This is a genomic window from Curtobacterium sp. Csp2 (assembly GCF_013347165.1).
The window spans coordinates 3664487-3690104 of sequence record NZ_CP054593.1 but is presented as its reverse complement, the minus strand read 5'-3'; the positions used below and the strand labels follow the sequence as shown (position 1 = coordinate 3690104).

27 protein-coding genes and 1 pseudogene are annotated in these 25618 nt (G+C 73.4%); 13 read left to right on the top strand and 15 right to left on the bottom strand.

Features of this window, described 5'->3' with window-relative positions; translation table 11 throughout:
- Positions 1-697, bottom strand: a 697-nt coding sequence (locus HUN59_RS17920) for a M81 family metallopeptidase (protein ID WP_174779553.1), incomplete at its 3' end; no start/stop codon positions are given.
- A 135-nt stretch (positions 698-832) separates the two neighbouring features.
- On the opposite strand from HUN59_RS17920, the gene HUN59_RS17915 reads away from it, so the two are divergent.
- Entirely contained in the window at positions 833-1564 is a 732-nt protein-coding gene (locus tag HUN59_RS17915; protein WP_174779145.1) for a S1 family peptidase, read from the top strand.
- A 166-nt stretch (positions 1565-1730) separates the two neighbouring features.
- Here the strand turns inward: HUN59_RS17915 and HUN59_RS17910 are convergent, their stop codons facing one another.
- Complete coding sequence (locus HUN59_RS17910; RefSeq protein WP_114850676.1) at positions 1731-2549, bottom strand: SDR family oxidoreductase; 819 nt, start codon at positions 2547-2549, stop codon at positions 1731-1733.
- A gap of 127 nt (positions 2550-2676) precedes the next feature.
- On the opposite strand from HUN59_RS17910, the gene HUN59_RS17905 reads away from it, so the two are divergent.
- Together HUN59_RS17905 and HUN59_RS17900 are read left to right on the top strand one after the other, a co-directional pair.
- Entirely contained in the window at positions 2677-3564 is an 888-nt protein-coding gene (locus HUN59_RS17905) for an SDR family oxidoreductase (protein ID WP_174779144.1), read from the top strand.
- A gap of 236 nt (positions 3565-3800) precedes the next feature.
- A complete protein-coding gene (locus HUN59_RS17900; RefSeq protein WP_058742870.1) occupies positions 3801-4097 on the top strand; it encodes a Dabb family protein in 297 nt (98 codons plus the stop codon).
- Positions 4098-4133: 36 nt separating this feature from the next.
- On the opposite strand, the gene HUN59_RS17895 is transcribed toward HUN59_RS17900, so the two are convergent.
- On the bottom strand, positions 4134-4628 hold the full coding sequence (locus HUN59_RS17895) for a MarR family winged helix-turn-helix transcriptional regulator (RefSeq protein ID WP_174779143.1): 495 nt from the start codon (positions 4626-4628) through the stop codon (positions 4134-4136).
- A 106-nt stretch (positions 4629-4734) separates the two neighbouring features.
- Here HUN59_RS17895 and HUN59_RS17890 point away from each other — a divergent pair, with 106 nt between their 5' ends.
- On the top strand, positions 4735-5463 hold the full coding sequence (locus tag HUN59_RS17890; RefSeq protein ID WP_174779142.1) for a phosphatase PAP2 family protein: 729 nt from the start codon (positions 4735-4737) through the stop codon (positions 5461-5463).
- Between the two features lie 76 nt (positions 5464-5539).
- On the opposite strand, the gene HUN59_RS19865 is transcribed toward HUN59_RS17890, so the two are convergent.
- The gene (locus tag HUN59_RS19865) at positions 5540-5836 is read right to left on the bottom strand and encodes a hypothetical protein (protein WP_254629933.1); all 297 of its coding nucleotides are present in this window, start codon (positions 5834-5836) and stop codon (positions 5540-5542) included.
- Between the two features lie 6 nt (positions 5837-5842).
- Positions 5843-6814: a Bcr/CflA family efflux MFS transporter gene (locus HUN59_RS17885; protein WP_254629932.1), complete on the bottom strand. Its 972-nt coding sequence runs from the start codon at positions 6812-6814 to the stop codon at positions 5843-5845.
- Between the two features lie 46 nt (positions 6815-6860).
- Here HUN59_RS17885 and HUN59_RS17880 point away from each other — a divergent pair, with 46 nt between their 5' ends.
- Complete coding sequence (locus HUN59_RS17880; RefSeq protein ID WP_114850680.1) at positions 6861-7304, top strand: MarR family winged helix-turn-helix transcriptional regulator; 444 nt, start codon at positions 6861-6863, stop codon at positions 7302-7304.
- Between the two features lie 80 nt (positions 7305-7384).
- Here HUN59_RS17880 and soxR read toward each other — a convergent pair whose 3' ends face one another.
- Entirely contained in the window at positions 7385-7873 is a 489-nt protein-coding gene (soxR, locus tag HUN59_RS17875; protein WP_058743252.1) for a redox-sensitive transcriptional activator SoxR, read from the bottom strand.
- Positions 7874-8029: 156 nt separating this feature from the next.
- Here soxR and HUN59_RS17870 point away from each other — a divergent pair, with 156 nt between their 5' ends.
- Together HUN59_RS17870 and HUN59_RS17865 are read left to right on the top strand one after the other, a co-directional pair.
- A complete protein-coding gene (locus HUN59_RS17870) occupies positions 8030-9247 on the top strand; it encodes an MFS transporter (protein WP_174779141.1) in 1218 nt (405 codons plus the stop codon).
- 44 nt (positions 9248-9291) lie between these two features.
- On the top strand, positions 9292-10266 hold the full coding sequence (locus HUN59_RS17865; protein ID WP_174779140.1) for an NAD-dependent epimerase/dehydratase family protein: 975 nt from the start codon (positions 9292-9294) through the stop codon (positions 10264-10266).
- 30 nt (positions 10267-10296) lie between these two features.
- Here HUN59_RS17865 and mnhG read toward each other — a convergent pair whose 3' ends face one another.
- The 7 genes from mnhG to HUN59_RS17830 form a co-directional block, all read right to left on the bottom strand.
- Positions 10297-10653, bottom strand: a complete 357-nt coding sequence (gene mnhG / locus HUN59_RS17860; protein ID WP_114850683.1) for a monovalent cation/H(+) antiporter subunit G — start codon at positions 10651-10653, stop codon at positions 10297-10299.
- The gene (locus tag HUN59_RS17855; RefSeq protein ID WP_114850684.1) at positions 10650-10994 is read right to left on the bottom strand and encodes a sodium:proton antiporter; all 345 of its coding nucleotides are present in this window, start codon (positions 10992-10994) and stop codon (positions 10650-10652) included. The genes mnhG and HUN59_RS17855 overlap by 4 nt, the downstream gene beginning before the upstream one ends.
- Positions 10991-11572 carry a Na+/H+ antiporter subunit E gene (locus HUN59_RS17850; RefSeq protein ID WP_174779139.1) on the bottom strand — a complete coding sequence of 194 codons (582 nt, stop codon included), beginning with the start codon at positions 11570-11572 and terminating at the stop codon, positions 10991-10993. Before HUN59_RS17850 ends, HUN59_RS17855 begins: the two co-directional genes overlap by 4 nt.
- The gene (locus tag HUN59_RS17845; protein WP_174779138.1) at positions 11569-13260 is read right to left on the bottom strand and encodes a Na+/H+ antiporter subunit D; all 1692 of its coding nucleotides are present in this window, start codon (positions 13258-13260) and stop codon (positions 11569-11571) included. The genes HUN59_RS17850 and HUN59_RS17845 overlap by 4 nt, the downstream gene beginning before the upstream one ends.
- The gene (locus HUN59_RS17840) at positions 13257-13679 is read right to left on the bottom strand and encodes a Na(+)/H(+) antiporter subunit C (protein WP_174779137.1); all 423 of its coding nucleotides are present in this window, start codon (positions 13677-13679) and stop codon (positions 13257-13259) included. Before HUN59_RS17840 ends, HUN59_RS17845 begins: the two co-directional genes overlap by 4 nt.
- Positions 13676-16600: a Na+/H+ antiporter subunit A gene (locus HUN59_RS17835; protein WP_174779136.1), complete on the bottom strand. Its 2925-nt coding sequence runs from the start codon at positions 16598-16600 to the stop codon at positions 13676-13678. The genes HUN59_RS17840 and HUN59_RS17835 overlap by 4 nt, the downstream gene beginning before the upstream one ends.
- A 157-nt stretch (positions 16601-16757) precedes the next feature.
- Complete coding sequence (locus tag HUN59_RS17830; protein ID WP_174779135.1) at positions 16758-17513, bottom strand: SDR family NAD(P)-dependent oxidoreductase; 756 nt, start codon at positions 17511-17513, stop codon at positions 16758-16760.
- A 66-nt stretch (positions 17514-17579) separates the two neighbouring features.
- Here HUN59_RS17830 and HUN59_RS17825 point away from each other — a divergent pair, with 66 nt between their 5' ends.
- Both HUN59_RS17825 and HUN59_RS17820 read left to right on the top strand, forming a co-directional pair.
- The gene (locus tag HUN59_RS17825; protein WP_174779134.1) at positions 17580-18299 is read left to right on the top strand and encodes an SDR family oxidoreductase; all 720 of its coding nucleotides are present in this window, start codon (positions 17580-17582) and stop codon (positions 18297-18299) included.
- Positions 18300-18324: 25 nt separating this feature from the next.
- Entirely contained in the window at positions 18325-18648 is a 324-nt protein-coding gene (locus HUN59_RS17820) for an SMP-30/gluconolactonase/LRE family protein (RefSeq protein ID WP_368076184.1), read from the top strand.
- On the opposite strand, the pseudogene HUN59_RS17815 reads toward HUN59_RS17820, so the two are convergent.
- Positions 18572-19033: pseudogene (locus HUN59_RS17815) on the bottom strand (SMP-30/gluconolactonase/LRE family protein); the annotation flags it as partial. The gene HUN59_RS17820 and the pseudogene HUN59_RS17815 sit on opposite strands and share 77 nt — an antisense overlap.
- 25 nt (positions 19034-19058) lie before the next feature.
- On the bottom strand, positions 19059-19778 hold the full coding sequence (locus HUN59_RS17810) for an SDR family oxidoreductase (RefSeq protein ID WP_174779134.1): 720 nt from the start codon (positions 19776-19778) through the stop codon (positions 19059-19061).
- Between the two features lie 66 nt (positions 19779-19844).
- Between HUN59_RS17810 and HUN59_RS17805 the strand changes: the two genes are divergently transcribed.
- From HUN59_RS17805 to HUN59_RS17790, 4 genes are all read left to right on the top strand, one after another.
- Positions 19845-20600 (top strand): SDR family NAD(P)-dependent oxidoreductase, encoded by a 756-nt coding sequence (locus HUN59_RS17805; RefSeq protein WP_174779135.1) that lies wholly within the window; start codon positions 19845-19847, stop codon positions 20598-20600.
- Positions 20601-20757: 157 nt separating this feature from the next.
- The gene (locus tag HUN59_RS17800) at positions 20758-23682 is read left to right on the top strand and encodes a Na+/H+ antiporter subunit A (RefSeq protein ID WP_174779136.1); all 2925 of its coding nucleotides are present in this window, start codon (positions 20758-20760) and stop codon (positions 23680-23682) included.
- Entirely contained in the window at positions 23679-24101 is a 423-nt protein-coding gene (locus HUN59_RS17795; protein ID WP_174779137.1) for a Na(+)/H(+) antiporter subunit C, read from the top strand. The genes HUN59_RS17800 and HUN59_RS17795 overlap by 4 nt, the downstream gene beginning before the upstream one ends.
- Positions 24098-25618 (top strand): Na+/H+ antiporter subunit D (locus tag HUN59_RS17790; protein ID WP_174779552.1); only part of this gene is annotated, 1521 nt, incomplete at its 3' end. The genes HUN59_RS17795 and HUN59_RS17790, both read left to right, overlap by 4 nt.

Sequence of the window (25618 nt, the reverse complement as noted above, 5' to 3'; positions counted from 1 at the left end):
GAGATGTGTATAAGAGACAGTGCGCGTACAGCGCGGCGGCCGGGTCGACCCGGGTCGAGGTCTGCTCGCCGGCGAGGAGCACGGGGATCGGCACCCACGCCTTCACCGGTCGGCGCTGCCCGGGCGCGCGGGTCGTGAGCACGTCGACCAGGTTGCGCACAGCCCGCTCCTGCGTCTCGAGGACGTCCTCGTGCGGGGCGGTCCGGTAGCAGGTGACGAGGTCGAGCTGGTGTGCGAGCTCCGCGGTGACGTTGCCGTGCAGGTCCATCGACGCCGACACGATCGTGTCCGGCCCGACGACCGCGCGGATGCGCCCGAGCAGGTCCGTCTCGGCGTCGTCCAGACCCTCGACGACCATCGCGCCGTGGACGTCGAACCAGAGCCCGTCGACCGGGCCGCCCGCGACCACCGACGTCAGCCGGTCGACGATCTCGCCCGCGAGCGCCTCGTACGCCGAGCGCAGGACCACCCCGCCGGGCAGCGCGTGCCCGGTCAGGGTCCCGCGCAGGTCGACCACGTCCGCGTACGCCGCGAGGAACGGGGACCGGGCGACGACGTCCTGCCCGCGGACCGGGTGGAACGCCGCGGCGTCCGTCCGGGTCGGCGTGAAGGTCGAGGTCTCGATCGCGAGTCCGGCGATCGCGACCACCGGACGGCGTGGCGCGGCGACGGCGGCGGGGACGGCGGAGTCGGACACGGTCACAGCATAGGCAGCGCCGTCGGCCGGCACGTGTCGGTCGAAGTGCGGACTACCGCACCCCCTGGACGGGGGTCAGGATGGGCCTCCTAGTTGCACCCTGCAACGCAGCAGGGTCCTGACCGAGGAGTCCACATGAAGCACACCCTCGCAGCGGCGCTCGCCGCCGTGGCCGTCGTCGCCGGCGGCGTGTTCGCCGCCACCCCCGCCACGGCGCTGCCCGCCGGGACCGAGGTCGTCGGCGGCGAGAAGGCGCCCACCACGACCTGGGCCGTCCAGCTCGAGGCCTCCGGCGGGACCATCCCGTCCGGCTACGTCAGCAACTGCACCGGCGAGCAGATCAACGCCTCGTGGATCCTCACCGCGCGGCACTGCATCGACGGCATCGGGGCGATGAACGTCTACCACTCGAACTCCACGACGAACCGCGGCTCCGCCGTCGCCGTCGACCGGGTCACCGCGGCCCCGGCCGGGGACATCGCCCTCGTGCACCTGCGCAGCACCTACTCCCTGTCGACCTACGCGCCCCTCGACCTGACGGCCGCCGCCAAGTCGAGCGGCACCGGCGTCATCGAGGGCTACGGCCTGCGGGCGAACGCGCAGCAGTCCGACGGGCTCTACCAGGCGACGGTCTCGCTGACCGGCGCCTCGCGTGACGCCTACAACGGCAAGGCGCAGCACGTCACGGGTGTGACCGGCGCCTCGAACCACGGCGACTCCGGCGGCCCGCTCCTGGTGAACGGCAAGGTGGTGGCCGTCTGCTCGACCGGTGACAGCGCCGACCCCGGCGCGGACACGACGGCCGGCTCGAACTACGCGCTCCTGTCGCAGTCGTCCTCGTGGATCCGTTCCACGGCCGGCGTCTGACCAGCGCCACCACCTGACGGACGGGAGGCGCGGTGCCGGCCCGCACCGCGCCTCCCGTCCGTCGACCGCCCGCGTCCACGACGCGAGCGGAGGGCACCCACCCGCGTCCACGACGCGAGCGGACAGCACCCACCCGCGTCCGTGACGCGAGCGGTCTGCACCCGCGTCAGGCGCCGTGCGCCTCCTCGGCGACCGGCTGCCACTCGCGCCACGTCGCGAGGCGCGACTCGTAGTCCTGCTCGGCGATGCCGAGCGGCGCCTTGCCGAAGAAGACCCGCAGCGGCGGCTGGTCCGCGTCGACGACCTTGAGGATCGCGGAGCGCGTGGCCTCGGGCTTGCCCGGGTCGGAGGCGGACGGGCGCTTCGACGCGGCCTCGCGGACGTCCGCGTAGGCGTCGAGCTCCTCGCTGTGCTTCGAGGACGGGCCCGACCAGTCGGTCGAGAAGCCGCCCGGCTCGACGAGCGTGACGTGGATCCCGAAGCCCGCGACCTCCTGCGAGAGCGACTGCGACAGGCCCTCGAGCGCCCACTTCGACGCGTGGTAGGCGCCGACCGTCGGGAACGCGCTGATGCCCCCGATGCTCGACACCTGCACGATGTGCCCAGAGCCCTGCTCGCGCATGATCGGCAGCGCCGCCTGCGTGACCCAGAGCGCTCCGAAGAAGTTCGTCTCGAGCTGCGCGCGGACCTCGTCCTCGGTGAGTTCCTCGACCATGCCGAAGTGTCCGAAGCCCGCGTTGTTCACGACGACGTCGAGCCGGCCGAAGTGGTCGGCGGCCTGCCGGACGGCGGCGACGTCCGCGTCCTTGTCCGTCACGTCGAGGCGGATCGCCAGGAACGTGTCGGGGTACTGCTCGACGAGCGCCTGCACGTCGTCGGTGTCCCGGGCGGTGCCCGCGACGGAGTCGCCGCGCTCCAGGGCGGCCTCCGCCCACTCACGGCCGAAGCCCTTCGACGCGCCGGTGATGAACCAGGTCTTGGCCATGTGGTGCCTCCTGTTGCTGTTCGGGTGACCGCGAGCAGGCAACGCCCGTCGCCCGGGCGTGGCCTGGGTGCGCGGGTGACAGCACCCGCTGGACCGGCGCGGAGCAGCCGCCGAGCACCATGGCCCCATGAGCCAGTACGAGAAGCGCGACCCGATCTCCCTCTACCCGAAGCCGCCGTTCCCCGAGCAGGAGCAGTCCCTTCCGGGAGCCGCCTGGAAGATGGACCCGGAGCCCGACCACGGCGAGCGGAGCTACGTCGGCAAGGGGCGGCTCACCGGCTTCCGCGGCATCGTCACCGGCGCCGACTCCGGCATCGGACGCGCGGCGGCGATCGCGCTCTCCCGCGAGGGCGCCGACCTCGTCCTCTCCTACCTGCCCGACGAGCAGGAGGACGCCGAGCAGGTCCGCGACCTCCTGGAGTCCGAGGGGCGCCGTGCCGTGCTCGTCCCGGGCGACATCTCCGACGAGCAGTACTGCAAGGACCTCGTCCAGCAGGCCGTCGACGAGCTCGGTGGCCTCGACACCCTGGTCATGGTCGCCGGCCGGATGGACAGCAACGACGACATCCTGACGCTGTCGACCGAGCACTTCGACTCGACGTTCAAGACGAACATCTACTCCCTGTTCTGGCTGACCCAGGCGGCGGTGCCGCACCTCGAGCCCGGGTCGACGATCGTCACGACCGGGTCGATCCAGGCGTCGACCCCGGCGCCCGACAAGGTCGACTACGCGATCTCGAAGAGCGCCGTGAAGACCTTCACCGAGGCCGTCGCCCAGCAGCTCGCACCGAAGGGCATCCGTGTGAACTCGGTCGCACCCGGGCCCGTGTGGACCCCGCTGCAGCCCGGCTCCGACGACGCGCAGACGGTGGCGCACTTCGGCGAGCAGGCCCCGTACGGTCGCCCGGGCCAGCCCGCCGAGCTCGGTGCCGCCTACGTGCACCTGGTCAGCCCCGAGTCGAGCTACCAGTCGGGCTCGACGGTGACGATCGCCGGCGGCACCCCCGCCTTCTGATCCGCGCGCAGGAAGCCGTTCCGCGCGTAGCGGGCCGTTCCGCGCGAGGGAAGCTGTTCCGCGCGTAGCGGGTCGTTCGTTCCGACCCGGTACGCGCGGATCGGCATCCCACGTCGGGTGCGATGGGACGGAACGCGCGTGACACCGGACGGGAGGCACGTGGCGACACCGCCCTGAGCCTCCCGTCCGTCCCAGGGGCACGCTGGCAGCATCGGTCACGACGACGGGAGCAACCGATGGCCGGTGTGACGCACGTGGTGCTGGTGACGTGGGCAGGCGACGACGAGGCCGGGAGCCGCGCGGACGCGCTCTGCCGCGAGCACCTCGTCCGCATCGACGGGGTCGAGTCGGTGCACTCGGGGCCGAGCATCAGCACGGAGGGCCTGGAGGGCGGCTTCGACTGGATGCTCGCGGTGCGCTTCCGTGACCCCGAAGCGCTCGCCGCCTACCTGCCGCACCCGGAGCACCGACCGGTCGCCGACCACATCGGGGCGTCGAGCGAGCGCGTCGTGGTGTTCGACGTCGCCGACTGACCGCACCGGGCCGATCGACCGGACCGGGCCGACCGCTCAGGCCTGCTTGCGCCGCGGCCGTGCTGACCGTGGCGGGACCGTCCGCATGTGCGCCTTCACCCGGCCCAGGACGTCGTCGAGCGTCTGCACGTCCTCGCGCGACAGGGGCTCGAGGAACAGCTGCCGGAGCACCTCGACGTGCCCGGGGAAGACCCGACCGAGCAGCGCGCGGCCGGCGTCGGTGAGCGAGACGGTGACGCTCCGTTCGTCCTCGGCCGAGGGGGCCCGAACGACCAGGCCGTCCCGTTCGAGCAGCCCCACCTGGTAGGTCAGACCGCTCCGGCTGTAGACGACCCCGTCCGCCAGGTCGGTCATCCGCAGGCTGCCGTCCGCGTCGCCGAGCGTGGCGAGCAGCTGGAACTGCACGTAGCTCAGGCCCCCGGCGTCCTTGAGCTGCTGCTCGACCGTGTGCCGGAGCAGGCTGCTCACCTCGATGAGCGAGAAGTAGGCACCGAGTTCGGAGGGGTCGAGCGGCGGCACGGGTTCGGTCACGGCGGCAGTCTAGTGCTGCGAGTTCGAAGCACCTCCTGAGTGCTCTCGGAGGCTCGCGCTGCCGGCTCGGCGCTCCGGGAGCCGTCGCCCCTGCCACCATGGACGGATGACCGACCCTGAGTTCCGCCGCCGTCGGCGCACGGCCGACGTGGTCGGCATCCTCGAACCGAACCCGCGCCCGCTCACCACGGTCCTCGTCGCGGTCGTCGACGTGCTGGTGCTGACCGTCGTCGGGTTCTTCCTCGGCACCGTCGACCTCGGGCTCGCGAAGGCGTTCAACACGGTGCACGTCGGTGCCCTCGGGGCCTTCACGACCGCGGTCTACCACGTGATCAGCCCAGTGCCGGCGATCGCGCTGACCTTCGTCGTCGCGGGGATCATCTGGTGGCGGGCCCGGGACCTGCGACCGGCGCTCGGCTTCGGGATGACGATCGCGATCACGTGGCTGCCCTCGGCGGTCGTGAAGGAGATAGTGCACCGGGCCCGGCCGGACGTGGCGCTCCTGCCGCACCCGTTCCCCGTGCAGCCCGACCCGAGCTACCCGAGCGGCCACACCGTCTACATCACGGCGTTCGTCATCGCCCTCGTCTGGGTCGTCCGCGAGACCCGGTGGCACCGGCTCGCGCAGGCCCTCGGCGTCGTGGCGATCGTCGTCGTGTTCCTGTCGGTGTCGATCGACGCCGTGCACTTCCCGACGGACGCGGCCGCCTCGATCCTGTGGGCACTCGCGGTGGCCCCGGCGGCACGGGTCGTCTGGGTCGACTGGATCACCCCCCGCATCCCGTTCCTCCACCCGCGCGAGGGCGCCGCCGTCCCGGTCAGCCCCGGCCGCTGACACCCTCCGCCGGCCGCCGGCCCCGAGTCTCGCCACCGGCGACACGACTCGGGACCGCGGCCCCGAGTCGTGTCGCTCAGCCCGAGACTCGGCCCGCGCCCGCGCCCGCGCCCGTGCCTGCGCCCGCGCGCCGCGCCACCACGAGCGCCCCGACGGCGACGACGGCCGACGCGAGCATCACCACCGCGAGCGGCGCCGCCGTGCCCTCCCCGCCCAGGCTGACGAGCGGCGACACCAGCGCCGCGAGCCCGAACTGCAGCGCCCCGAGCACCGCCGACGCGCTGCCGGCCACCCCGGGCACCGCCCCGAGCGCGAGCGCCGTCGCGTTGCCGAGCACCAGGCCGAGCGACCCCTCCGCGGTGAACAGCGGCACGGCGAGTCAGAAGACCGGCGCCCCGGTGGCGACGAGCAGCGCGAACGCCACCGTCGACGCCACGACCAGGGCGATCCCGAGCGTCAGGACGCCCCCGACCGAGCGGGTCGCGGTGAGCCTCGCGGACAGGACGCTCATGCCCATCAGCGCGAGCGCGTTCAGGCCGAACGCCATCCCGTAGCCGACCGTGTCGAGCCCGAGCATCCCCTGGTACAGGAACGGCGACGCCGAGATGTAGGCCATCATCACCGCGAACGCGAAGCCGAACACCGCGGTGTACCCGACGAACGTCCGCGAACGCAGCGCCCGCAGCGGCGACCCGGCCGACACCCGCTCGGCGCGCAGCGCGTCCCGCCGGGAGCGCAGGTGCGTCTCCCGCACGACCGCGAGCACGGCGACGAGCATCACGACCGCCAGCCCGAGCACGGTCGTCAGCAGCCCGCGCCAGCCGATCGGCCCGGTGAGCAGCCCGCCGAGCAGCGGCGCGACCACGGGGGCGACCCCGCCGACGATCATCATGAGCGAGAACGCGCGCGCCGCGGGCTTGCCGGTCGCGAGGTCGGAGATCACCGCCCGCCCGATCACCATCCCGGCCGCGCCGCCCAGGCCCTGCAGCAGCCGGGCGACGACGAGCACGGCGACGTTCGGCGCGAGCACCGCGGCGGCGCTCGCGAGCACGCAGAGCGCGGCCCCCGCCAGCAGCGGCGGCACGCGGCCGAACCGGTCGGACAGCGGGCCGAACACGAGCTGCCCGGCGGTCACCCCGACCAGGAACGCGGTCAGGGTCAGCTGCACGGTCGTCGCGGACGCCGCCAGCTCGGTGGTCATCTGCGGGAACGCCGGCAGGTACAGGTCGGTCGCGAACGGGGCGACCGCGCTGAGCAGGCCGAGCGCGAGCAGCAGCGGTGTCGTGATGCCCGTCGGCCGGGAGGAGGGCTTCGCCGTCGTGGCGCGGATGGATCCGGTGTCGGTCGTCATGGTTATGAAAGCATAACTGATGCGGTCGGGACGGTACAGTGACCGCATGGCACCAGCGGTCTCCGACGACGCCCTCGCCGAGTTCGCCGACGTCGTCCTGCGCATCGGTCGCGAGGTCGACCCGCACGGCCAGCACGCCCTCGACATCGTCCCGCTCACCGGGACCGAGGCGCTCGTCATGCGCTGGGTGCACCGCAACCCGGGGGCCTCTCCGAGTGCGGTCGCCGAGGCCACGGCCCTCCAGCGCAGCAACTGCAGCGCCGCGCTCCGCTCCCTCGTCGCGAAGGGCATGGTCGAGCGCCGCACCGCCCCGGAGGACGCCCGCACCGTCCAGCTGCACCCGACGCCGCTCGCCGACGAGAGCATCGCCCGACTGCACGCGTCCTGGGCGGGGCGGCTGCGCGCCGCCCTCGGCGGCGACGAGCGCGGCCTCGAGGCCGCAGCGGCCCTGCTGGCACGACTCGACGACGGCCTGCGACGACGGGACTGACGTCGGACGGGAGGATCGTGGCGGGCCCGCCACGATCCTCCCGTCCGGTGTGGGGCCGGTCCGCGCGATCGGGCGAGCGGTCAGGCGCGCTGTCGCGACGCCTCGTCGTCGATCGGGAGCAGCCGGCGGGCGCCGTGGCCCTCCGCGCCGAGCGCGTCGCCCGGGTTGACGACCAGGCAGGCGTTCAGCGACACGCAGCCGCAGCCGATGCACTGCGTCATCTCCTGCTGCAGCCGCTCGAGCTCGAGCTGGCGTGCCCGCAGCCGTGCCCGCCACCGTTCGTTGAGCCGTGCCCAGTCGCGGAGCGACGGCATCCGGTCGGTCGGCAGCGCAGCGAACTGCTCGGCGACCTCGGCGAGCGGGATGCCGAGCCGCTTGGCGACCTGGATGATCGCGATCCGCCGCTCGACGTGCCGTGGGTACAGCCGTGTGCCGCCGGTCGTGCGCTCGGGGTGGATCAGGCCCTTGCGCTCGTAGAAGTGCAGGGCCGAGGCGGCCACCCCGGTGCGCTGGACGACCTCGCCGATGGAGAGCAGGTCGGTCGGCTTCGGCTCCGGGATCTCCACCATGGTCGAGATCCTACGGCCGCGCGCAGCGGCCCCTGGTACCCTCGACGGCGAACAAGACACGCAGTGTGTATCTACCGGCCGTCGGCACCCCGGCGGACAACGGCGGCACCCGATGGGCCCGCTCGATCCAGGCCGGCCCCAGAAGGCACACCCCTGATGCTCCAACCCCGACGCACCGATGCGTCCCTCGTCTCCCTCGCCGGTCCCTGGTACTTCCCGATCGCGTTCGTCGCCCGGCTCCCGTTCGCCATGATGGTCGTGGGGGTCCTGACGCTCGTCGTCGCCTCCCGTGACTCGGTCGCCCTCGGCGGCGTCAACTCCGCCTTCGTCGGCATCGGCTCGGCCGTCTTCGGCCCGCTGGTCGGTGCCGCCGCCGACCGGTTCGGCCAACGTGCCGTGCTGGTGCCCGTCGGCCTGGCGAACGCGGTGCTCCTCGGCGCGCTCCCGTTCGTCGTCGCGGGCACCGCGCCGGACCTCGCCGTCCTCGTGATGTCGTTCTGCATCGGCGCGAGCGCGCCGCAGGTCGCCCCGATGTCCCGCACCCGGCTCGTCGCGATCATCCGGCAGCGGATGGCACCGCAGCGGCACGAGCGCGTCCTCAGCGGCACGATGGCCTACGAGTCCGCGGCCGACGAGACGGTGTTCATCGTCGGACCGTTCCTGGTCGGGCTCCTGGCGAGCGCGATCGCCCCGTGGGTCGCGGTCGCCGGTGCCGCCGCCCTGACCCTGGTCTTCGTGACGGCCTTCGCACTGCACCCGACCGGACGGCTCGTCGTCGGCGGTGCCGAGCGCGAGACCCCGGCGCCCGCGACGCAGCTCCTCCGCACGCGGCTCGTCGTCGTGGTGCTCGGGATCCTCGGCGTCGGCCTGTTCTTCGGCTCGACGCTGACCTCGCTGACCGCGTTCATGGAGCAGCACGGGGAGTCGTCCCAGGCGGGGCTGCTCTACGGGATCATGGGCATCGGCTCCGCGGCCCTGGCGCTCGGTTCCGCGGCCTTCCCGCGGGCGTTCGGCGTCGGGTGGCGCTGGCTCGCCTTCGGCGTCGTGCTGCTCGCCGGCGCGGTGGCGTTCGCGGCGGCGGACTCGGTCGGCGCCGTGGCCCTCGTGCTCGGCCTGATGGGCATCGGCATCGGGCCGACCCTGGTGGCGCAGTACAGCCTCGGGTCCGAGCGCTCCCCGGTCGGTCGCTCGGCGACCACGATGACGATCCTCGGCTCGGCGGTCATCGTCGGGCAGTCCGTGGCGTCCGCGATCGTCGGCGAGTTCGCCGAACGTGCCGGGGCCGGCGCGGCGATGGCGTTCCCGGCGTACGCGGCGGCGCTCGTCGTGCTCGCGGCGGTGCTCAACCTGGTGTTGGCCCGCCGCGCGGCCTGACGGGCCGGAGACCGCAGGCCCGCTCACCGGGGCAGGATGGCGGCATGCGCTTCCTGGTCCTCGGCGGCACCGCCTGGCTCGGCGCCGCGGTCGTCGACGACGCCCTCCGCGCCGGTCACGACGTCACGTGCCTCGCCCGCGGCTCGGCCGTCCCCGCGGGTGCCCGGTCGGTGGTCGCCGACCGGGACCACCCGGACGCCCTCGAGGCGGTCGTCGACGACGGTCGGTGGGACGCGGTCGTCGACGTGTCCCGCACGCCCGTGCACGTGCGCCGTGCGGTCCGGGCCCTCGAGCCGGTCGCTGACCGGTACGTGTTCGTCTCGACCGTCAGCGTGTACGCCTCGCACGCCGAGCGCGGCGCCGACGAGACCGCGGCCCTGCTGCCACCGAGCGACGACCCCGCCGAGTACGGCGCCGCGAAGGTCGCCTGCGAGCGCGCGGTGGCCGACGGCTTCGGCCCGGAGCGCGCGTCGATCGCCCGGGCGGGACTCGTCGGCGGACCGGGCGACCACACCGGCAGGTCGGGGTACTGGCCCTGGCGGTTCGCCCACGCCGCCGCGACCGGCCGCTCGGTGGTCGTGCCGGCCGACGGCGACCGTCCCACCGCGGTCGTCGACGTCCGCGACCTCGCCGGCTGGCTCGTCGGCGCCGCGGAGGGCGGTCGGCCGGGCGTCTCGAACGTCACCGGTGACCCCGTCACCCTGCGCCAGCACCTCGGCGCTGCGCGGAGCGTCGCGGGGGCGTCCGCGCCGGTCGTGGCGCTCGACGACGACACCCTGATCGGGCACGGTGTCGCGCCGTGGGCCGGTGCGCGATCGCTGCCGCTCTGGATCCCCGACGCGGACCACCAGGGGATGAACGACCGGTCGAACGCCCGGGCGGTCCGTGCGGGACTGACGCTGCGTCCGCTCGCCGAGACCCTGTGCGACGCCCTGGCGTGGGAGGTGCGGCAGCCGCGTCACCCGCACGGCGCCGGGCTGTCCGACGACGACGAGGACGCACTGCTCGCCGGCCGCTGACGGCAGCGACGCACCGGCCGGGCCGCCGGGTCAGTCCTCGGTGTCGTCGACCAGCAGGTCCTCGTGCCGGTAGTCGTTCGACCGCAGGCCGGCCCGGGCGATCATGTGCGACGACACCGGCACCAGGAACAGCTGGAAGACCATCACCGGCAGCACGACCCAGAACGCCGTCCAGGTCCCCACCGCGACGACGACCGCCGCGAGCGCCATCGCGAGCCCGAGGACCTGCGGCTTCGCCATCGCGTGCAGCCGGACGAGGGGGTCCGGGAACCGCACGATGCCGATCGCCGCCGCGAGGGACAGCGCGGCGCCGACGAGCAGCAGGACGAGGGCGACCCAGGCGCGGACGCCGGCGGTGTCGACGAAGGACTCGAGGATCTCGATCACGGGCGGCGCTCCTCGTCGACGGCGTGCTCCGGGGTGGTCGCGTCGAGCCCCTCGTCGGAGGGGTCGGACGACGGGGTGACGATGCGGGCGACCGCGATCGTGGCGAACACGCTCGTGGCCGCGATGACCACGAGCACCGGCACGGCGGTCAGGTCCCGGCGGACCACCATCGCCGCGGCGATGACGATGAGCGCGGTGGTCAGCACGATGTCCGAGCCGATCATCCGGTCCAGGATGGTCGGCCCGCGGACGATCCGACCGACCGCCAGGGCGAGCGTCGCACCGAGCAGCACGAGCAGCAGGACGACCCCGACGGCCATCACGACGACCGCGGCGCTCACCGGGTCACCTCCGGCAGCGGCTCGGCCAGCTCGGACACGTCCTGTCGCGAGCCGATCGCCCGGATCACCATCTCCTCGATCCGGTGCGCCTCGCGAGTCGCGGCGTGCACCTGCTCGACGCGTTCGGTGTCGAGCACGTGCAGCAGCAGCCGTCGACGGGGCAGGTCGACGTCGGCGACGTACGACCCCGGCACGAGCGAGATCGCCAGCGTCGCGAGCGTGAAGGTCATCTCGGACGTCGTGTGCAGCTGCACGAGCGCGATCGAGCTGCGCCGAACCCCGCGGGGCCGGACCGCGACCCAGGCGACCCGGAACGAGGCCGCCACGACGAGCCCGGCCCAGACCACCAGGAACCAGAGCAGCCGGGGCAGCGAGAGCCGCTTCGACAGCGGGACCGGCGGGAGCGGGAGGAGCTGGGTGACGAGCAGCGCGACGACCACGCCGCAGAGCAGCGTCAGGACGGTCCACGACCCCCACAGCAGCGCCCACAGCACGGTCAGCCCGGCGACGAGCGGCACGTCGTAGCGCCACGCGACGGCGATGCGTCGTGCGTTCGAGATCCGGCGGACGTCGGTCATCGCGCACCTCCGAGGACGGCCTGGACGTAGCGGGCGGGGGACTCGAGGGACTCCGCCGCGCGGGTCGCGTAGCCGTAGAGCGGCCCGGCGACGACCGTCAGGGCGACCGACCCGAGGACCGCCACCGTCGTGACGGCGACGAGCATGCGTGGCAGGCGGGCCGGCTCCGGCGCTTCGCCGGCGGTGGCCGTCGCGCCGGTCGCCGGACGGGAGGCGCTGCTCGCGTGGGGTGCGTCGGTGACGGTGGTCGAGCCTCCCGGGTGGTACGCCTCGCCCGTCTCCTCGGAGACGGTGAGGGGCGCCGGTTCCGGCGACCGCAGGTGCGCGTGCGGCTCGGCCGTCGTGACGTGCGGGGCCGCCGCCTCGGCGGCCGGCTTCGGTCGCCAGAAGGCGGCGTCCCAGACGCGCATCAGCGCGTACAGGGTCAGGAGGCTCGTGACGACCCCGGCGGCGACCGTCACCCACGCCATCGGGGAGCCGTCCTCGGCCGCTGCGCGGAACAGGCCGAGCTTGCCGATGAAGCCGGAGAAGGGCGGGATCCCGCCGAGGTTGAACGCCGGGACCAGGTACAGCGCCGCCAGGAGGGGTGCCGCCTTGAGCAGCCCGCCGAGCGACCGGCTCGAGGTCGTGCCGCCGACGCGCTCCATCACGCCCGACACCAGGAACAGCGTGGTCTGCACGACGATGTGGTGCACCGTGTAGAACACCGCGGCCGCCGTGCCCGCGACCGTGCCGAGGCCGATGCCCATCACCATGAAGCCGATGTGGCTGATCAGCGTGAACGACAGCAGTCGCTTGACGTCGGTCTGCGACACCGCGCCGAGCACGCCGACGATCATCGTCAGGACCGCCACGACGAGCAGGACCGTGTTGAGCTGCGGTCTCGGGAAGATGATCGTCTCGAGGCGGATGATCGCGTAGATGCCGACCTTCGTGAGCAGGCCCGCGAACACCGCCGTGACCGGGGCCGGGGCGGTCGGGTACGAGTCCGGCAGCCAGAACGCCAGGGGGAACACGGCGGCCTTGATGCCGAACCCGATGAGCAGCATGGTGTGCAGGAGCAGCTGCACGTGCTCCGGGAGCTCGGCCATGCGCTGCGAGATCTGCGCGATGTTCACGGTGCCGGTGGCCCCGTAGACCAGGCCGATCGCGGCGAGGAAGATCGCCGACGCGATGAGGCTCGTGACGATGTACGTCGTGCCGGCGCGCACCCGCTGCTCGCTGCCGCCGAGGGTGATGAGCACGTAGCTCGCCACCAGGAGCATCTCGAACGCGACGTAGAGGTTGAAGAGGTCGCCGGCCATGAACGCGTCGAGGACACCCGCCGCGAGCACGAGGTAGGTCGGGTAGAAGATCGTGACCGGGGCGTCCTCGTCGTCCGCGGCCAGGCCCTGCCCGATCGAGAACAGCAGGACGAGCAGGAGCACGCTCGCGCTCACGGTGAGGAGCAGGGCGCTCAACCGGTCGACCACCAGCGAGATGCCGTACGGCGCCTCCCAGCCGCCGACCTGCACCACGATCGTGCCGTGCTGGTCGACCAGGACCATGAGCGTCGCCGCGACCGCGACGGCGACCGCGAGCACCGCGACGGTGATCGCACGCTGGAGCTTCTGGTGCCGGAGCAGCCCGAGCGCGACGGCCGCGCCGAGCAGCGGGACGAGGACGAGCAGCGGGACGAGCCAGGTCATCGGGAGGCCTCCTCGCGCTGCGCGGCTTCGGGGTCGGTGTCGATCTCGGGGTCCTCGTCCGCCAGGTCGTCGCGGTCCTTGCCGATCGCGGCGTCGGCCTCGTCGACCTCGACCTCGTCGGCGCGGGAGAGCTTCCAGGACCGGTGGATGAGCGCGAGGAGGAACGCGCTCACGGCGAAGGTGATGACGATCGCGGTGAGGGCGAAGGCCTGGGGGAGCGGGTCGGTGATGCCCTCGGCGGACTTGCCGATCGGCGGCCGGCCTGCGGCGCCGGACATGATGAGCAGCAGCAGGTTGAGCGCGTTGCCGAGCAGCAGGAAGCCGAGCAGCATCCGCGTCAGCGAGCGTTCGAGCAGCAGGTACACCCCGCACGAGAACAGCACCGCCATCGCGATGACGAGGACCAGCGTGATGGTCATGCGGCACTCCCTTCCGGGGTCGAGGCTGCGGCGTTGTCGGCGGGGTCGGACTCGGTCGTGTCGGCGATCGGGGCGCGGGAGTCCTCGAGGCGCTGGCGGTCGACCTCGGCACCGAGGCTCCGGAGCACGTCGAGCACGAGCCCGACGACGACCAGGTAGACCCCGATGTCGAAGAACGTGGCGGTGACGAACTCCACGTGGCCGAGCACGGGGACGGTGGCCTCGAAGAACTCGGAGTACAGGGCTTCCTTCCCGAAGAACAGCGGCACGATCGCGGTCGTCGCCGCGGTCGCGACCCCGAGCCCGAGCAGGCGTCCGGCGCGGACCGGGGCGGCGGCGCCGAGCTCGGCCGGACCACCGGCGAGGTACCGGGCAGCGAGCGCGATCCCGGCGACGAGACCACCGGCGAACCCACCGCCGGCGGCGTTGTGCCCGGCGAACAGCAGGTAGAGCGACAGGACGATGAGCCCGTGGAACAGCAGGCGCACGACCACGTCGAGCAGGGCCGAGCGACCGGTCGGGATCGCGGCGCTCGTCGGCAGCCAGGCGCGGGGTTCCCCGTCCGGGCGGTGCTTGTCGCTCGTCACGCTCGAGGGCAGGTCCCGGAGCCGCGGGAGCGTGTCCTCGCGGGAGTCCAGGAAGATCAGGCTCGCGACGCCCGTGGCCGCGGCGACGACGACGGTCAGCTCGCCGAGGGTGTCCCAGCCGCGCAGGTCGACGAGGGCGACGTTCACGACGTTCAGGCCGTGCCCGAACGAGCTCGTGAGCGCGGGCAGGTCCGGCCAGAGCGGCTCGGCCGTCCGGGCGGAGGCCGCGACGACGACGACGACCGCGAGGGTGGCCCCGGCGAGGGCGGCGAAGAGCGCGCGGACGATCCGGAACCGCGAGGGGTTCGCGGTCGCGATCCGCGGGGGGAGCCGGCGGAGCACGAGCACGAACGCGATGAGCGTCACGGTCTCGACCACGAGCTGCGTGAGCGCGAGGTCGACGGCGCCGTGCAGGACGAAGAGCACGGACATGCCGTAGCCGGTGACGCCGACCAGGACGGCCGCGGCGAACCGGGTCTTCGCGGTGAGCACGGCGATCGCCGCGATCGCCATCACGACGACGACGGGCACCTGGCCCCACGAGTCCGCGAACCGGACGTGGAACGCCCACGGACCGCCGAGCACCAGGTTCGCGAGGGCCCCGGCGACGAACACCGACAGGATCACGGTCAGGTAGTAGGGGAGCGAGCCGCGCTGCAGGCCGGCGGTCAGGCCGGTCGCGAATCGGTCGAGCCCGCGCATCATCCGGCGGTACGTGCCCGAGGCGCTCGGCGAGCCCTCGAGCCGGTCCTGCAGGGCGCCGACCGGACGACGGAGCAGGAACAGGGCCGTGCCGCCGAGGAGCGTCAGCGCGGAGATGCCGAGGGCGGGCTCGAGGCCGTGCCACAGCGCCAGGTGCGGGACCTCGCCCGGCAGGGCGGCGTCGGCGGCCGCAGGTTCGATGCCGTGCGCGACCACCGGGGTCAGCAGGCCGAGGACGACCCCGGCGACGGCGAGCACCGACGGCACGACGCCGAGGCCGTGCAGCCCGTGCGGCTCCGTGGCCGCGACCCCGGGCTTCCGGGCGAAGGTGCCCCAGAGGAAGCGCAGCGAGTACGCCACGGTCAGGACCGACCCGAGCGTGACCCCGATCAGGGCAAGCCACGCCCACCCGGCCTGGGAACCGTGCAGCTCCTCGACGAAGCCGGTGAGCACGGCCTCCTTCGCGACGAAGCCGATCGTCGGCGGCAGCCCGGCCATCGATGCGAGCGCGAGCACGCTCACCACGACGAGCCACGGCGTGCGGCGCCCGAGCCCGCTGAGCTTCCGGAGGTCGCGGGTGCCCGTGGCGTGGTCGACCGCCCCGACGACCAGGAAGAGCGTCGACTTGAAGGTGGCGTGCGCGACGAGCAGGGTGACCCCGCCGAGCGCCAGGGCCGGCACGCCCCAGCCGACCGCGAGCACCAGGAAGCCGAGCTGCGCGACGGTGCCGTACGCGAGCAGGAGCTTGACGTCGGTCTGGCGCAGGGCGCGGTACCCACCGATGAGCATGCCGGCGACGCCGAGCACCGTGACGGTCTCGCGCCAGCCGGTCACCAGCGCGAACGCTGGGGCCAGCCGGGCGACGAGGTAGATGCCGGCCTTCACCATCGCCGCGGCGTGCAGGTAGGCGCTGACCGGGGTCGGGGCGGCCATCGCGGCGGGGAGCCAGAAGTGGAAGGGGACGATCGCCGACTTCGTCAGGGCGCCGAGGAGCACGAGCACGACGGCCACCGGCACGAGCGGTCCCGGTCGGTCGACGAGCTCCGGGGCCCGCGCGATGATGCCGGACAGGCTCGAGGTCCCCGCGGTCACGGACAGGGCGACGAGCCCCGCGAGCATCGCCAGGCCACCGGCGGTCGTGACGATGAGCGCCTGCATGGCGGCCGCGCGACTGGCCCGCTTCGCGGCGTCGTGTCCGATGAGCAGGTAGGAGAAGACGGTCGTCGCCTCCCACAGCACGAAGAGCACGATCACGTCGTCGGCGACCACGAGCCCGTACATCGAGCCGGCGAAGGCGGTCAGGACGCCCGCGAACCGGCCGGTCCCGGGTTCGTCGCGACCGAAGTACGACGCGCAGTACACGAGCACGAGGGCGCCGACGACGGACACCACGAGCGCGAGCACCCACGACAGGGCGTCCATCCGCAGCGCGATCGCCAGGTCGAGCTCGGGGATCCACCGCCACGTGCTCGTCACCCCGCCGTGCAGTGCGGCGTCCGTCCGGGCGACGGTCAGCACCGCGGCGGCGGCCGGTGCGAGGGCGGCGACGTAGAACACGCGGCGCCCGAGCAGGGGGGTCAGGGCGGGGACGATCAGGGCGACGATCGCGAACGCGACGAGGACGGAGACCATCGGGCACCTCCTCGGGGTCGGGCTGCAGTCCGGCTCACTGGGCCCTCACAGCCTACGAGCAGGCGGTTGGCAACTTCCTGTACGGCCGGACAGCCGGCGACGTGCGGGAGCAGACTGCCCCACCACTCTGCACCGCGACCGGCGCGGGCGTTGCGGGTCAGCGCTCGTACGCCTTCGCGGGGATCTGCGTCGCGAGCTTCCCGCCGGACACGTCGACGAGCGTCCCGGTGACGTACCCGGCCGCGTCGCTCGCGAGGAACACGAGCAGGTCCGCGACGTCGTCGGCCGACTCCCACCGCCGGATCGACAGCGTGTCGAGCAGCCGGTCCTGCGCGGCGGCCGGCATCTCGGCGAACCCGTTCATCGCCGTCGGCACCATGCCCGGCGCGTAGGCGTTGACGGTGATGCCCCACGGCCCGAGCTCGGACGCGAGCACCCGCGTGAAGGCGACGACCGCCGACTTCGATGCCGCGTAGGCCGCGCTCCCGACGCTCGGCACGATGGCCGCGAACGACGCCGCGTTGAGGATCCGTCCGCGTCCGGCGGCCTGCATGACCGGCGCGACCGCCTGGGCCACCAGGAACGTGCCGCCGACGTTGACGTCCATGCACCGGCGCCAGGCGTCCCACCCGAGCTCCGCGACCGTGCCCTCGACGTTGATGCCGGCGTTGTTCACGAGCACGTCGACCGTGCCGTACCGGGCGACGACCCCGTCCACCGCAGCGCGCACGGACGCGGGGCCGGTCACGTCGCAGCGGACCTGGTCGACGCCGGTCGTCGAGGCGTCCGGGAACGCGAGGTCGAGCGCCACCACCCGGCAGCCCTCGATCACGAACCGGTCGGCGAGCACGGCGCCGATCCCTCGGGCTGCCCCGGTCACGAGGACCACGCGGTCGGTCAGGTCGAGGTGCATCGTCGCTCCTGTCGTCGGTGTCGCGCGCCGACCGCCGCGACGCCGCGAGAGCCATACTGTTCCACCATGACGGCGAAGGTGCTCTGGACCACGGGTGGCGGCAGCGGCATGGGCGCGGCCGGAGCCGTCGCGGCCGCGCGGGACGGCTGGACGGTCGTGCTCAGCGGGCGTCGGGCGGACCGGCTCGAGCAGGTCGCCGCGACGATCCGCGCCGCGGGTGGCACCGCCGACGTCCTGCCCGTCGACGTCGCCGACGCCGACGCCGTGCGTACGGCGCGGGACACGGTGCTCGAACGACACGGGAGGCTCGACGGACTGCTGCTCGCGGCGGGCCTGAACACGCCCCGGCGCCGGTGGGACGACCAGTCGCTCGACCAGGTCCGCGCCGTCCTCGACACGAACCTGACGGCCGTCGTGACCGTCGTCGACGCAGCGCTGCCCGCCCTCCGCGCCACGGGCGGCGTGGTCGTCGTCGTGTCGTCCTACGCCGGGTGGTCGTTCCAACCGGGGGCCGGCGTCGCCTACTCGGCCTCGAAGACCGCGCTCGGCTCGGTCGTGCGGACGCTCAACCAGCAGGAGGCGCAGCACGGGGTCCGGGCGACCCACCTGTGCCCCGGGGACGTCGCGACGGACTTCCTCGACCAGCGCCCCGTCGTGCCGGACGCGGAGGCCCGGGCGCGCATGCTGCAGCCCGAGGACGTCGGCCGGACCGTCGCGTTCGTGCTCGGCGCCGCGCCGCACGTCCGCATCGACGAACTCGTGCTGTCCCCCGTCGCCCAGCACTGACCGCAGACCCCGGAGGAGACCCACCGTGCAGCTCACCGACCTCGTCCCCGACCCCGCCGCGCTCGAGCGGATCGCGACCGGCAGCACCTGGGCCGAGGGACCGTGCTGGATCCCCGCCACCGGGACCCTGCGGTGGTCGGACATCCCCGGCGACCGGATCCTCCAGTGGCACGAGGAGACCGGGGAGACGACCGAGTACGCCACCGGGGTCGAGTTCACCAACGGACGGGTGCTCGACCGGGACGGCTCGGTCGTCCAGTGCTCGCACGGCCGCCGTCGGGGCCGCACCGGAACACCCAGTGGTCGCCGTACTCCCGCTCGCCGGGGTGTCCCTCGCGCGGCTGGGTGATGCCGTACGCCGGGTCGGTGAACCACACGCTGCCGTCCCGTGCGACGACGACGTCGTTCGGCGAGTTGAGACGCCCGCCGGCCCACCCGTCGACGATCGGGGTGACGACGCCGTCCCGGTCCCGTTCGACCCGACGGCGGCCGTGCGAGCACTGGACGACCGAGCCGTCCCGGTCGAGCACCCGTCCGTTGGTGAACTCGACCCCGGTGGCGTACTCGGTCGTCTCCCCGGTCTCCTCGTGCCACTGGAGGATCCGGTCGCCGGGGATGTCCGACCACCGCAGGGTCCCGGTGGCGGGGATCCAGCACGGTCCCTCGGCCCAGGTGCTGCCGGTCGCGATCCGCTCGAGCGCGGCGGGGTCGGGGACGAGGTCGGTGAGCTGCACGGTGGGTCTCCTCCGGGGTCTGCGGTCAGTGCTGGGCGACGGGGGACAGCACGAGTTCGTCGATGCGGACGTGCGGCGCGGCGCCGAGCACGAACGCGACGGTCCGGCCGACGTCCTCGGGCTGCAGCATGCGCGCCCGGGCCTCCGCGTCCGGCACGACGGGGCGCTGGTCGAGGAAGTCCGTCGCGACGTCCCCGGGGCACAGGTGGGTCGCCCGGACCCCGTGCTGCGCCTCCTGCTGGTTGAGCGTCCGCACGACCGAGCCGAGCGCGGTCTTCGAGGCCGAGTAGGCGACGCCGGCCCCCGGTTGGAACGACCACCCGGCGTAGGACGACACGACGACGACCACGCCGCCCGTGGCGCGGAGGGCGGGCAGCGCTGCGTCGACGACGGTCACGACGGCCGTCAGGTTCGTGTCGAGGACGGCGCGGACCTGGTCGAGCGACTGGTCGTCCCACCGGCGCCGGGGCGTGTTCAGGCCCGCCGCGAGCAGCAGTCCGTCGAGCCTCCCGTGTCGTTCGAGCACCGTGTCCCGCGCCGTACGCACGGCGTCGGCGTCGGCGACGTCGACGGGCAGGACGTCGGCGGTGCCACCCGCGGCGCGGATCGTCGCGGCGACCTGCTCGAGCCGGTCCGCCCGACGCCCGCTGAGCACGACCGTCCAGCCGTCCCGCGCGGCCGCGACGGCTCCGGCCGCGCCCATGCCGCTGCCGCCACCCGTGGTCCAGAGCACCTTCGCCGTCATGGTGGAACAGTATGGCTCTCGCGGCGTCGCGGCGGTCGGCGCGCGACACCGACGACAGGAGCGACGATGCACCTCGACCTGACCGACCGCGTGGTCCTCGTGACCGGGGCAGCCCGAGGGATCGGCGCCGTGCTCGCCGACCGGTTCGTGATCGAGGGCTGCCGGGTGGTGGCGCTCGACCTCGCGTTCCCGGACGCCTCGACGACCGGCGTCGACCAGGTCCGCTGCGACGTGACCGGCCCCGCGTCCGTGCGCGCTGCGGTGGACGGGGTCGTCGCCCGGTACGGCACGGTCGACGTGCTCGTGAACAACGCCGGCATCAACGTCGAGGGCACGGTCGCGGAGCTCGGGTGGGACGCCTGGCGCCGGTGCATGGACGTCAACGTCGGCGGCACGTTCCTGGTGGCCCAGGCGGTCGCGCCGGTCATGCAGGCCGCCGGACGCGGACGGATCCTCAACGCGGCGTCGTTCGCGGCCATCGTGCCGAGCGTCGGGAGCGCGGCCTACGCGGCATCGAAGTCGGCGGTCGTCGCCTTCACGCGGGTGCTCGCGTCCGAGCTCGGGCCGTGGGGCATCACCGTCAACGCCTACGCGCCGGGCATGGTGCCGACGGCGATGAACGGGTTCGCCGAGATGCCGGCCGCCGCGCAGGACCGGCTGCTCGACACGCTGTCGATCCGGCGGTGGGAGTCGGCCGACGACGTCGCGGACCTGCTCGTGTTCCTCGCGAGCGACGCGGCCGGGTACGTCACCGGGACGCTCGTCGACGTGTCCGGCGGGAAGCTCGCGACGCAGATCCCCGCGAAGGCGTACGAGCGCTGACCCGCAACGCCCGCGCCGGTCGCGGTGCAGAGTGGTGGGGCAGTCTGCTCCCGCACGTCGCCGGCTGTCCGGCCGTACAGGAAGTTGCCAACCGCCTGCTCGTAGGCTGTGAGGGCCCAGTGAGCCGGACTGCAGCCCGACCCCGAGGAGGTGCCCGATGGTCTCCGTCCTCGTCGCGTTCGCGATCGTCGCCCTGATCGTCCCCGCCCTGACCCCCCTGCTCGGGCGCCGCGTGTTCTACGTCGCCGCCCTCGCACCGGCCGCCGCCGCGGTGCTGACCGTCGCCCGGACGGACGCCGCACTGCACGGCGGGGTGACGAGCACGTGGCGGTGGATCCCCGAGCTCGACCTGGCGATCGCGCTGCGGATGGACGCCCTGTCGTGGGTGCTCGCGCTCGTGGTGTCCGTCGTCGGCGCCCTCGTGCTCGTGTACTGCGCGTCGTACTTCGGTCGCGACGAACCCGGGACCGGCCGGTTCGCGGGCGTCCTGACCGCCTTCGCCGGCTCGATGTACGGGCTCGTGGTCGCCGACGACGTGATCGTGCTCTTCGTGCTGTGGGAGGCGACGACCGTCTTCTCCTACCTGCTCATCGGACACGACGCCGCGAAGCGGGCCAGTCGCGCGGCCGCCATGCAGGCGCTCATCGTCACGACCGCCGGTGGCCTGGCGATGCTCGCGGGGCTCGTCGCCCTGTCCGTGACCGCGGGGACCTCGAGCCTGTCCGGCATCATCGCGCGGGCCCCGGAGCTCGTCGACCGACCGGGACCGCTCGTGCCGGTGGCCGTCGTGCTCGTGCTCCTCGGCGCCCTGACGAAGTCGGCGATCGTCCCCTTCCACTTCTGGCTCCCCGCCGCGATGGCCGCCCCGACCCCGGTCAGCGCCTACCTGCACGCCGCGGCGATGGTGAAGGCCGGCATCTACCTCGTCGCCCGGCTGGCCCCAGCGTTCGCGCTGGTGACCGGCTGGCGCGAGACCGTCACGGTGCTCGGCGTCGCCGGCATGCTCATCGGTGGGTACCGCGCCCTGCGCCAGACCGACGTCAAGCTCCTGCTCGCGTACGGCACCGTCGCGCAGCTCGGCTTCCTGGTGCTCGCGGTCGGCTGGGGCGTGCCGGCCCTGGCGCTCGGCGGGGTCACCCTGCTCGTCGCGCACGCCACCTTCAAGTCGACGCTCTTCCTGGTCGTCGGGGCGGTCGACCACGCCACGGGCACCCGCGACCTCCGGAAGCTCAGCGGGCTCGGGCGCCGCACGCCGTGGCTCGTCGTGGTGAGCGTGCTCGCGCTCGCATCGATGGCCGGGCTGCCGCCGACGATCGGCTTCGTCGCGAAGGAGGCCGTGCTCACCGGCTTCGTCGAGGAGCTGCACGGTTCCCAGGCCGGGTGGGCGTGGCTTGCCCTGATCGGGGTCACGCTCGGGTCGGTCCTGACCGTGGCGTACTCGCTGCGCTTCCTCTGGGGCACCTTCGCCCGGAAGCCCGGGGTCGCGGCCACGGAGCCGCACGGGCTGCACGGCCTCGGCGTCGTGCCGTCGGTGCTCGCCGTCGCCGGGGTCGTCCTCGGCCTGCTGACCCCGGTGGTCGCGCACGGCATCGAACCTGCGGCCGCCGACGCCGCCCTGCCGGGCGAGGTCCCGCACCTGGCGCTGTGGCACGGCCTCGAGCCCGCCCTCGGCATCTCCGCGCTGACGCTCCTCGGCGGCACGGCCCTGTTCCTGCTCCGTCGTCCGGTCGGCGCCCTGCAGGACCGGCTCGAGGGCTCGCCGAGCGCCTCGGGCACGTACCGCCGGATGATGCGCGGGCTCGACCGATTCGCGACCGGCCTGACCGCCGGCCTGCAGCGCGGCTCGCTCCCCTACTACCTGACCGTGATCCTGTCGGTGTTCGTCGCCGGGGCCCTCGCGAACCTGGTGCTCGGCGGTCCGTGGGCGTTCCACGTCCGGTTCGCGGACTCGTGGGGCCAGGTGCCCGTCGTCGTCGTGATGGCGATCGCGGCGATCGCCGTGCTCACCGCGAAGACCCGGTTCGCCGCGGCCGTCCTGGTCGGCGTCACCGGCTACGGCATGTCCGTGCTCTTCGTCCTGCACGGCGCCGTCGACCTCGCGCTCACGCAGCTCGTGGTCGAGACCGTGACGCTCATCGCGTTCGTGCTCGTGCTCCGCCGGCTCCCCCCGCGGATCGCGACCGCGAACCCCTCGCGGTTCCGGATCGTCCGCGCGCTCTTCGCCGCCCTCGCCGGGGCCACCCTCGCGGTCGTCGTCGTCGTCGCGGCCTCCGCCCGGACGGCCGAGCCGCTCTGGCCGGACCTGCCCGCGCTCACGAGCTCGTTCGGGCACGGCCTGAACGTCGTGAACGTCGCCCTCGTCGACCTGCGCGGCTGGGACACCCTCGGCGAGCTGACCGTCGTCGTCGCCGCGGCCACGGGCGTCGCGAGCCTGATCTTCCTGGACTCCCGCGAGGACACGCTCCCGCGGCTCCGGGACCTGCCCTCGAGCGTGACGAGCGACAAGCACCGCCCGGACGGGGAACCCCGCGCCTGGCTGCCGACGAGCGCCGCGATCCCGACCGGTCGCTCGGCCCTGCTCGACGTGGTCGTGCGCCTGCTGTTCCACGGGCTCATCGTCCTGTCGCTCTACCTGCTGTTCGCCGGGCACAACGCCGCCGGCGGTGGGTTCGCCGGTGGTCTCGTCGCCGGGATCGCGCTCGCTGCCCGGTACCTCGCCGGTGGTCCGGCCGAGCTCGGCGCCGCCGCCCCGGTCCGCGCCGGACGCCTGCTCGGGCTCGGGGTCGCGACCGCGGCGACGACCGCGATCGTGCCGCTGTTCTTCGGGAAGGAAGCCCTGTACTCCGAGTTCTTCGAGGCCACCGTCCCCGTGCTCGGCCACGTGGAGTTCGTCACCGCCACGTTCTTCGACATCGGGGTCTACCTGGTCGTCGTCGGGCTCGTGCTCGACGTGCTCCGGAGCCTCGGTGCCGAGGTCGACCGCCAGCGCCTCGAGGACTCCCGCGCCCCGATCGCCGACACGACCGAGTCCGACCCCGCCGACAACGCCGCAGCCTCGACCCCGGAAGGGAGTGCCGCATGACCATCACGCTGGTCCTCGTCATCGCGATGGCGGTGCTGTTCTCGTGCGGGGTGTACCTGCTGCTCGAACGCTCGCTGACGCGGATGCTGCTCGGCTTCCTGCTGCTCGGCAACGCGCTCAACCTGCTGCTGCTCATCATGTCCGGCGCCGCAGGCCGGCCGCCGATCGGCAAGTCCGCCGAGGGCATCACCGACCCGCTCCCCCAGGCCTTCGCCCTCACCGCGATCGTCATCACCTTCGCCGTGAGCGCGTTCCTCCTCGCGCTCATCCACCGGTCCTGGAAGCTCTCCCGCGCCGACGAGGTCGAGGTCGACGAGGCCGACGCCGCGATCGGCAAGGACCGCGACGACCTGGCGGACGAGGACCCCGAGATCGACACCGACCCCGAAGCCGCGCAGCGCGAGGAGGCCTCCCGATGACCTGGCTCGTCCCGCTGCTCGTCCTCGTCCCGCTGCTCGGCGCGGCCGTCGCGCTCGGGCTGCTCCGGCACCAGAAGCTCCAGCGTGCGATCACCGTCGCGGTGCTCGCGGTCGCCGTCGCGGTCGCGGCGACGCTCATGGTCCTGGTCGACCAGCACGGCACGATCGTGGTGCAGGTCGGCGGCTGGGAGGCGCCGTACGGCATCTCGCTGGTGGTCGACCGGTTGAGCGCCCTGCTCCTCACCGTGAGCGCGAGCGTGCTCCTGCTCGTCCTGCTGTTCTCGATCGGGCAGGGCCTGGCCGCGGACGACGAGGACGCCCCGGTCACGATCTTCTACCCGACCTACCTCGTGCTCGCGGCGGGTGTCCTCGACGCGTTCATGGCCGGCGACCTCTTCAACCTCTACGTCGCGTTCGAGATGCTCCTGGTGGCGAGCTACGTGCTCATCACCCTCGGCGGCAGCGAGCAGCGGGTGCGCGCCGGCACGACGTACATCGTCACGAGCCTCATCGCGTCGGCGATCTTCCTCGCCGCGATCGGCCTGGTCTACGGGGCCACCGGCACCGTGAACATCGCGCAGATCTCGCAGCGCATGGCCGAGCTCCCGGAGCACGTGCAGCTGCTCCTGCACACCATGCTGCTCATCGGGTTCGGCATCAAGGCCGCCGTGTTCCCCCTGGCGTTCTGGCTGCCGGACTCGTACCCGACCGCCCCGGCCCCGGTCACGGCGGTGTTCGCGGGCCTGCTCACGAAGGTCGGCATCTACGCGATCATCCGCCTCGAGACGATCATCTTCCCGAGACCGCAGCTCAACACGGTCCTGCTCGTCGTGGCGGTCCTGACGATGATCGTCGGCGTGCTCGGCGCGGTGTCGCAGACCGACGTCAAGCGACTGCTGTCGTTCACGCTGATCAGCCACATCGGCTTCATGGTGATGGGCATCGGCCTCGGCACGGTCGCGGGCACGGCGGCCGCGGTGTTCTACACGGTGCACCACATCGTCGTGCAGACCACGCTGTTCCTGGTGTCGGGCGTGATGGAGCGCGTCGGCGGCACGACCTCGAGCCGGTCGCTCGGCGGGCTGCTCAAGGCGGCACCCCTCCTGGCGGCGCTGTACCTGGTCCCGGCGTTCAACCTCGGCGGGATCCCGCCCTTCTCCGGCTTCATCGGCAAGCTCGGCCTGTTCCGCGCAGCGGCCGAGGACGGCTCCCCGATGGCGTGGGTGACGGTCGCCGCCGGGGTCGTCACGAGCCTCCTGACCCTGTACGCGCTGATGCGCGTCTGGGACGCCGCCTTCTGGCGACCGAAGCCGGCCGCCGAGGCGGCGGCCCCGCACGTCACGACGGCCGAGCCGCACGCGCACCTGCGGTCGCCGGAACCGGCGCCCCTCACCGTCTCCGAGGAGACGGGCGAGGCGTACCACCCGGGAGGCTCGACCACCGTCACCGACGCACCCCACGCGAGCAGCGCCCACAGCACGGTCAGCCCCTGTCTCTTATACACATCTCCGAGCCCA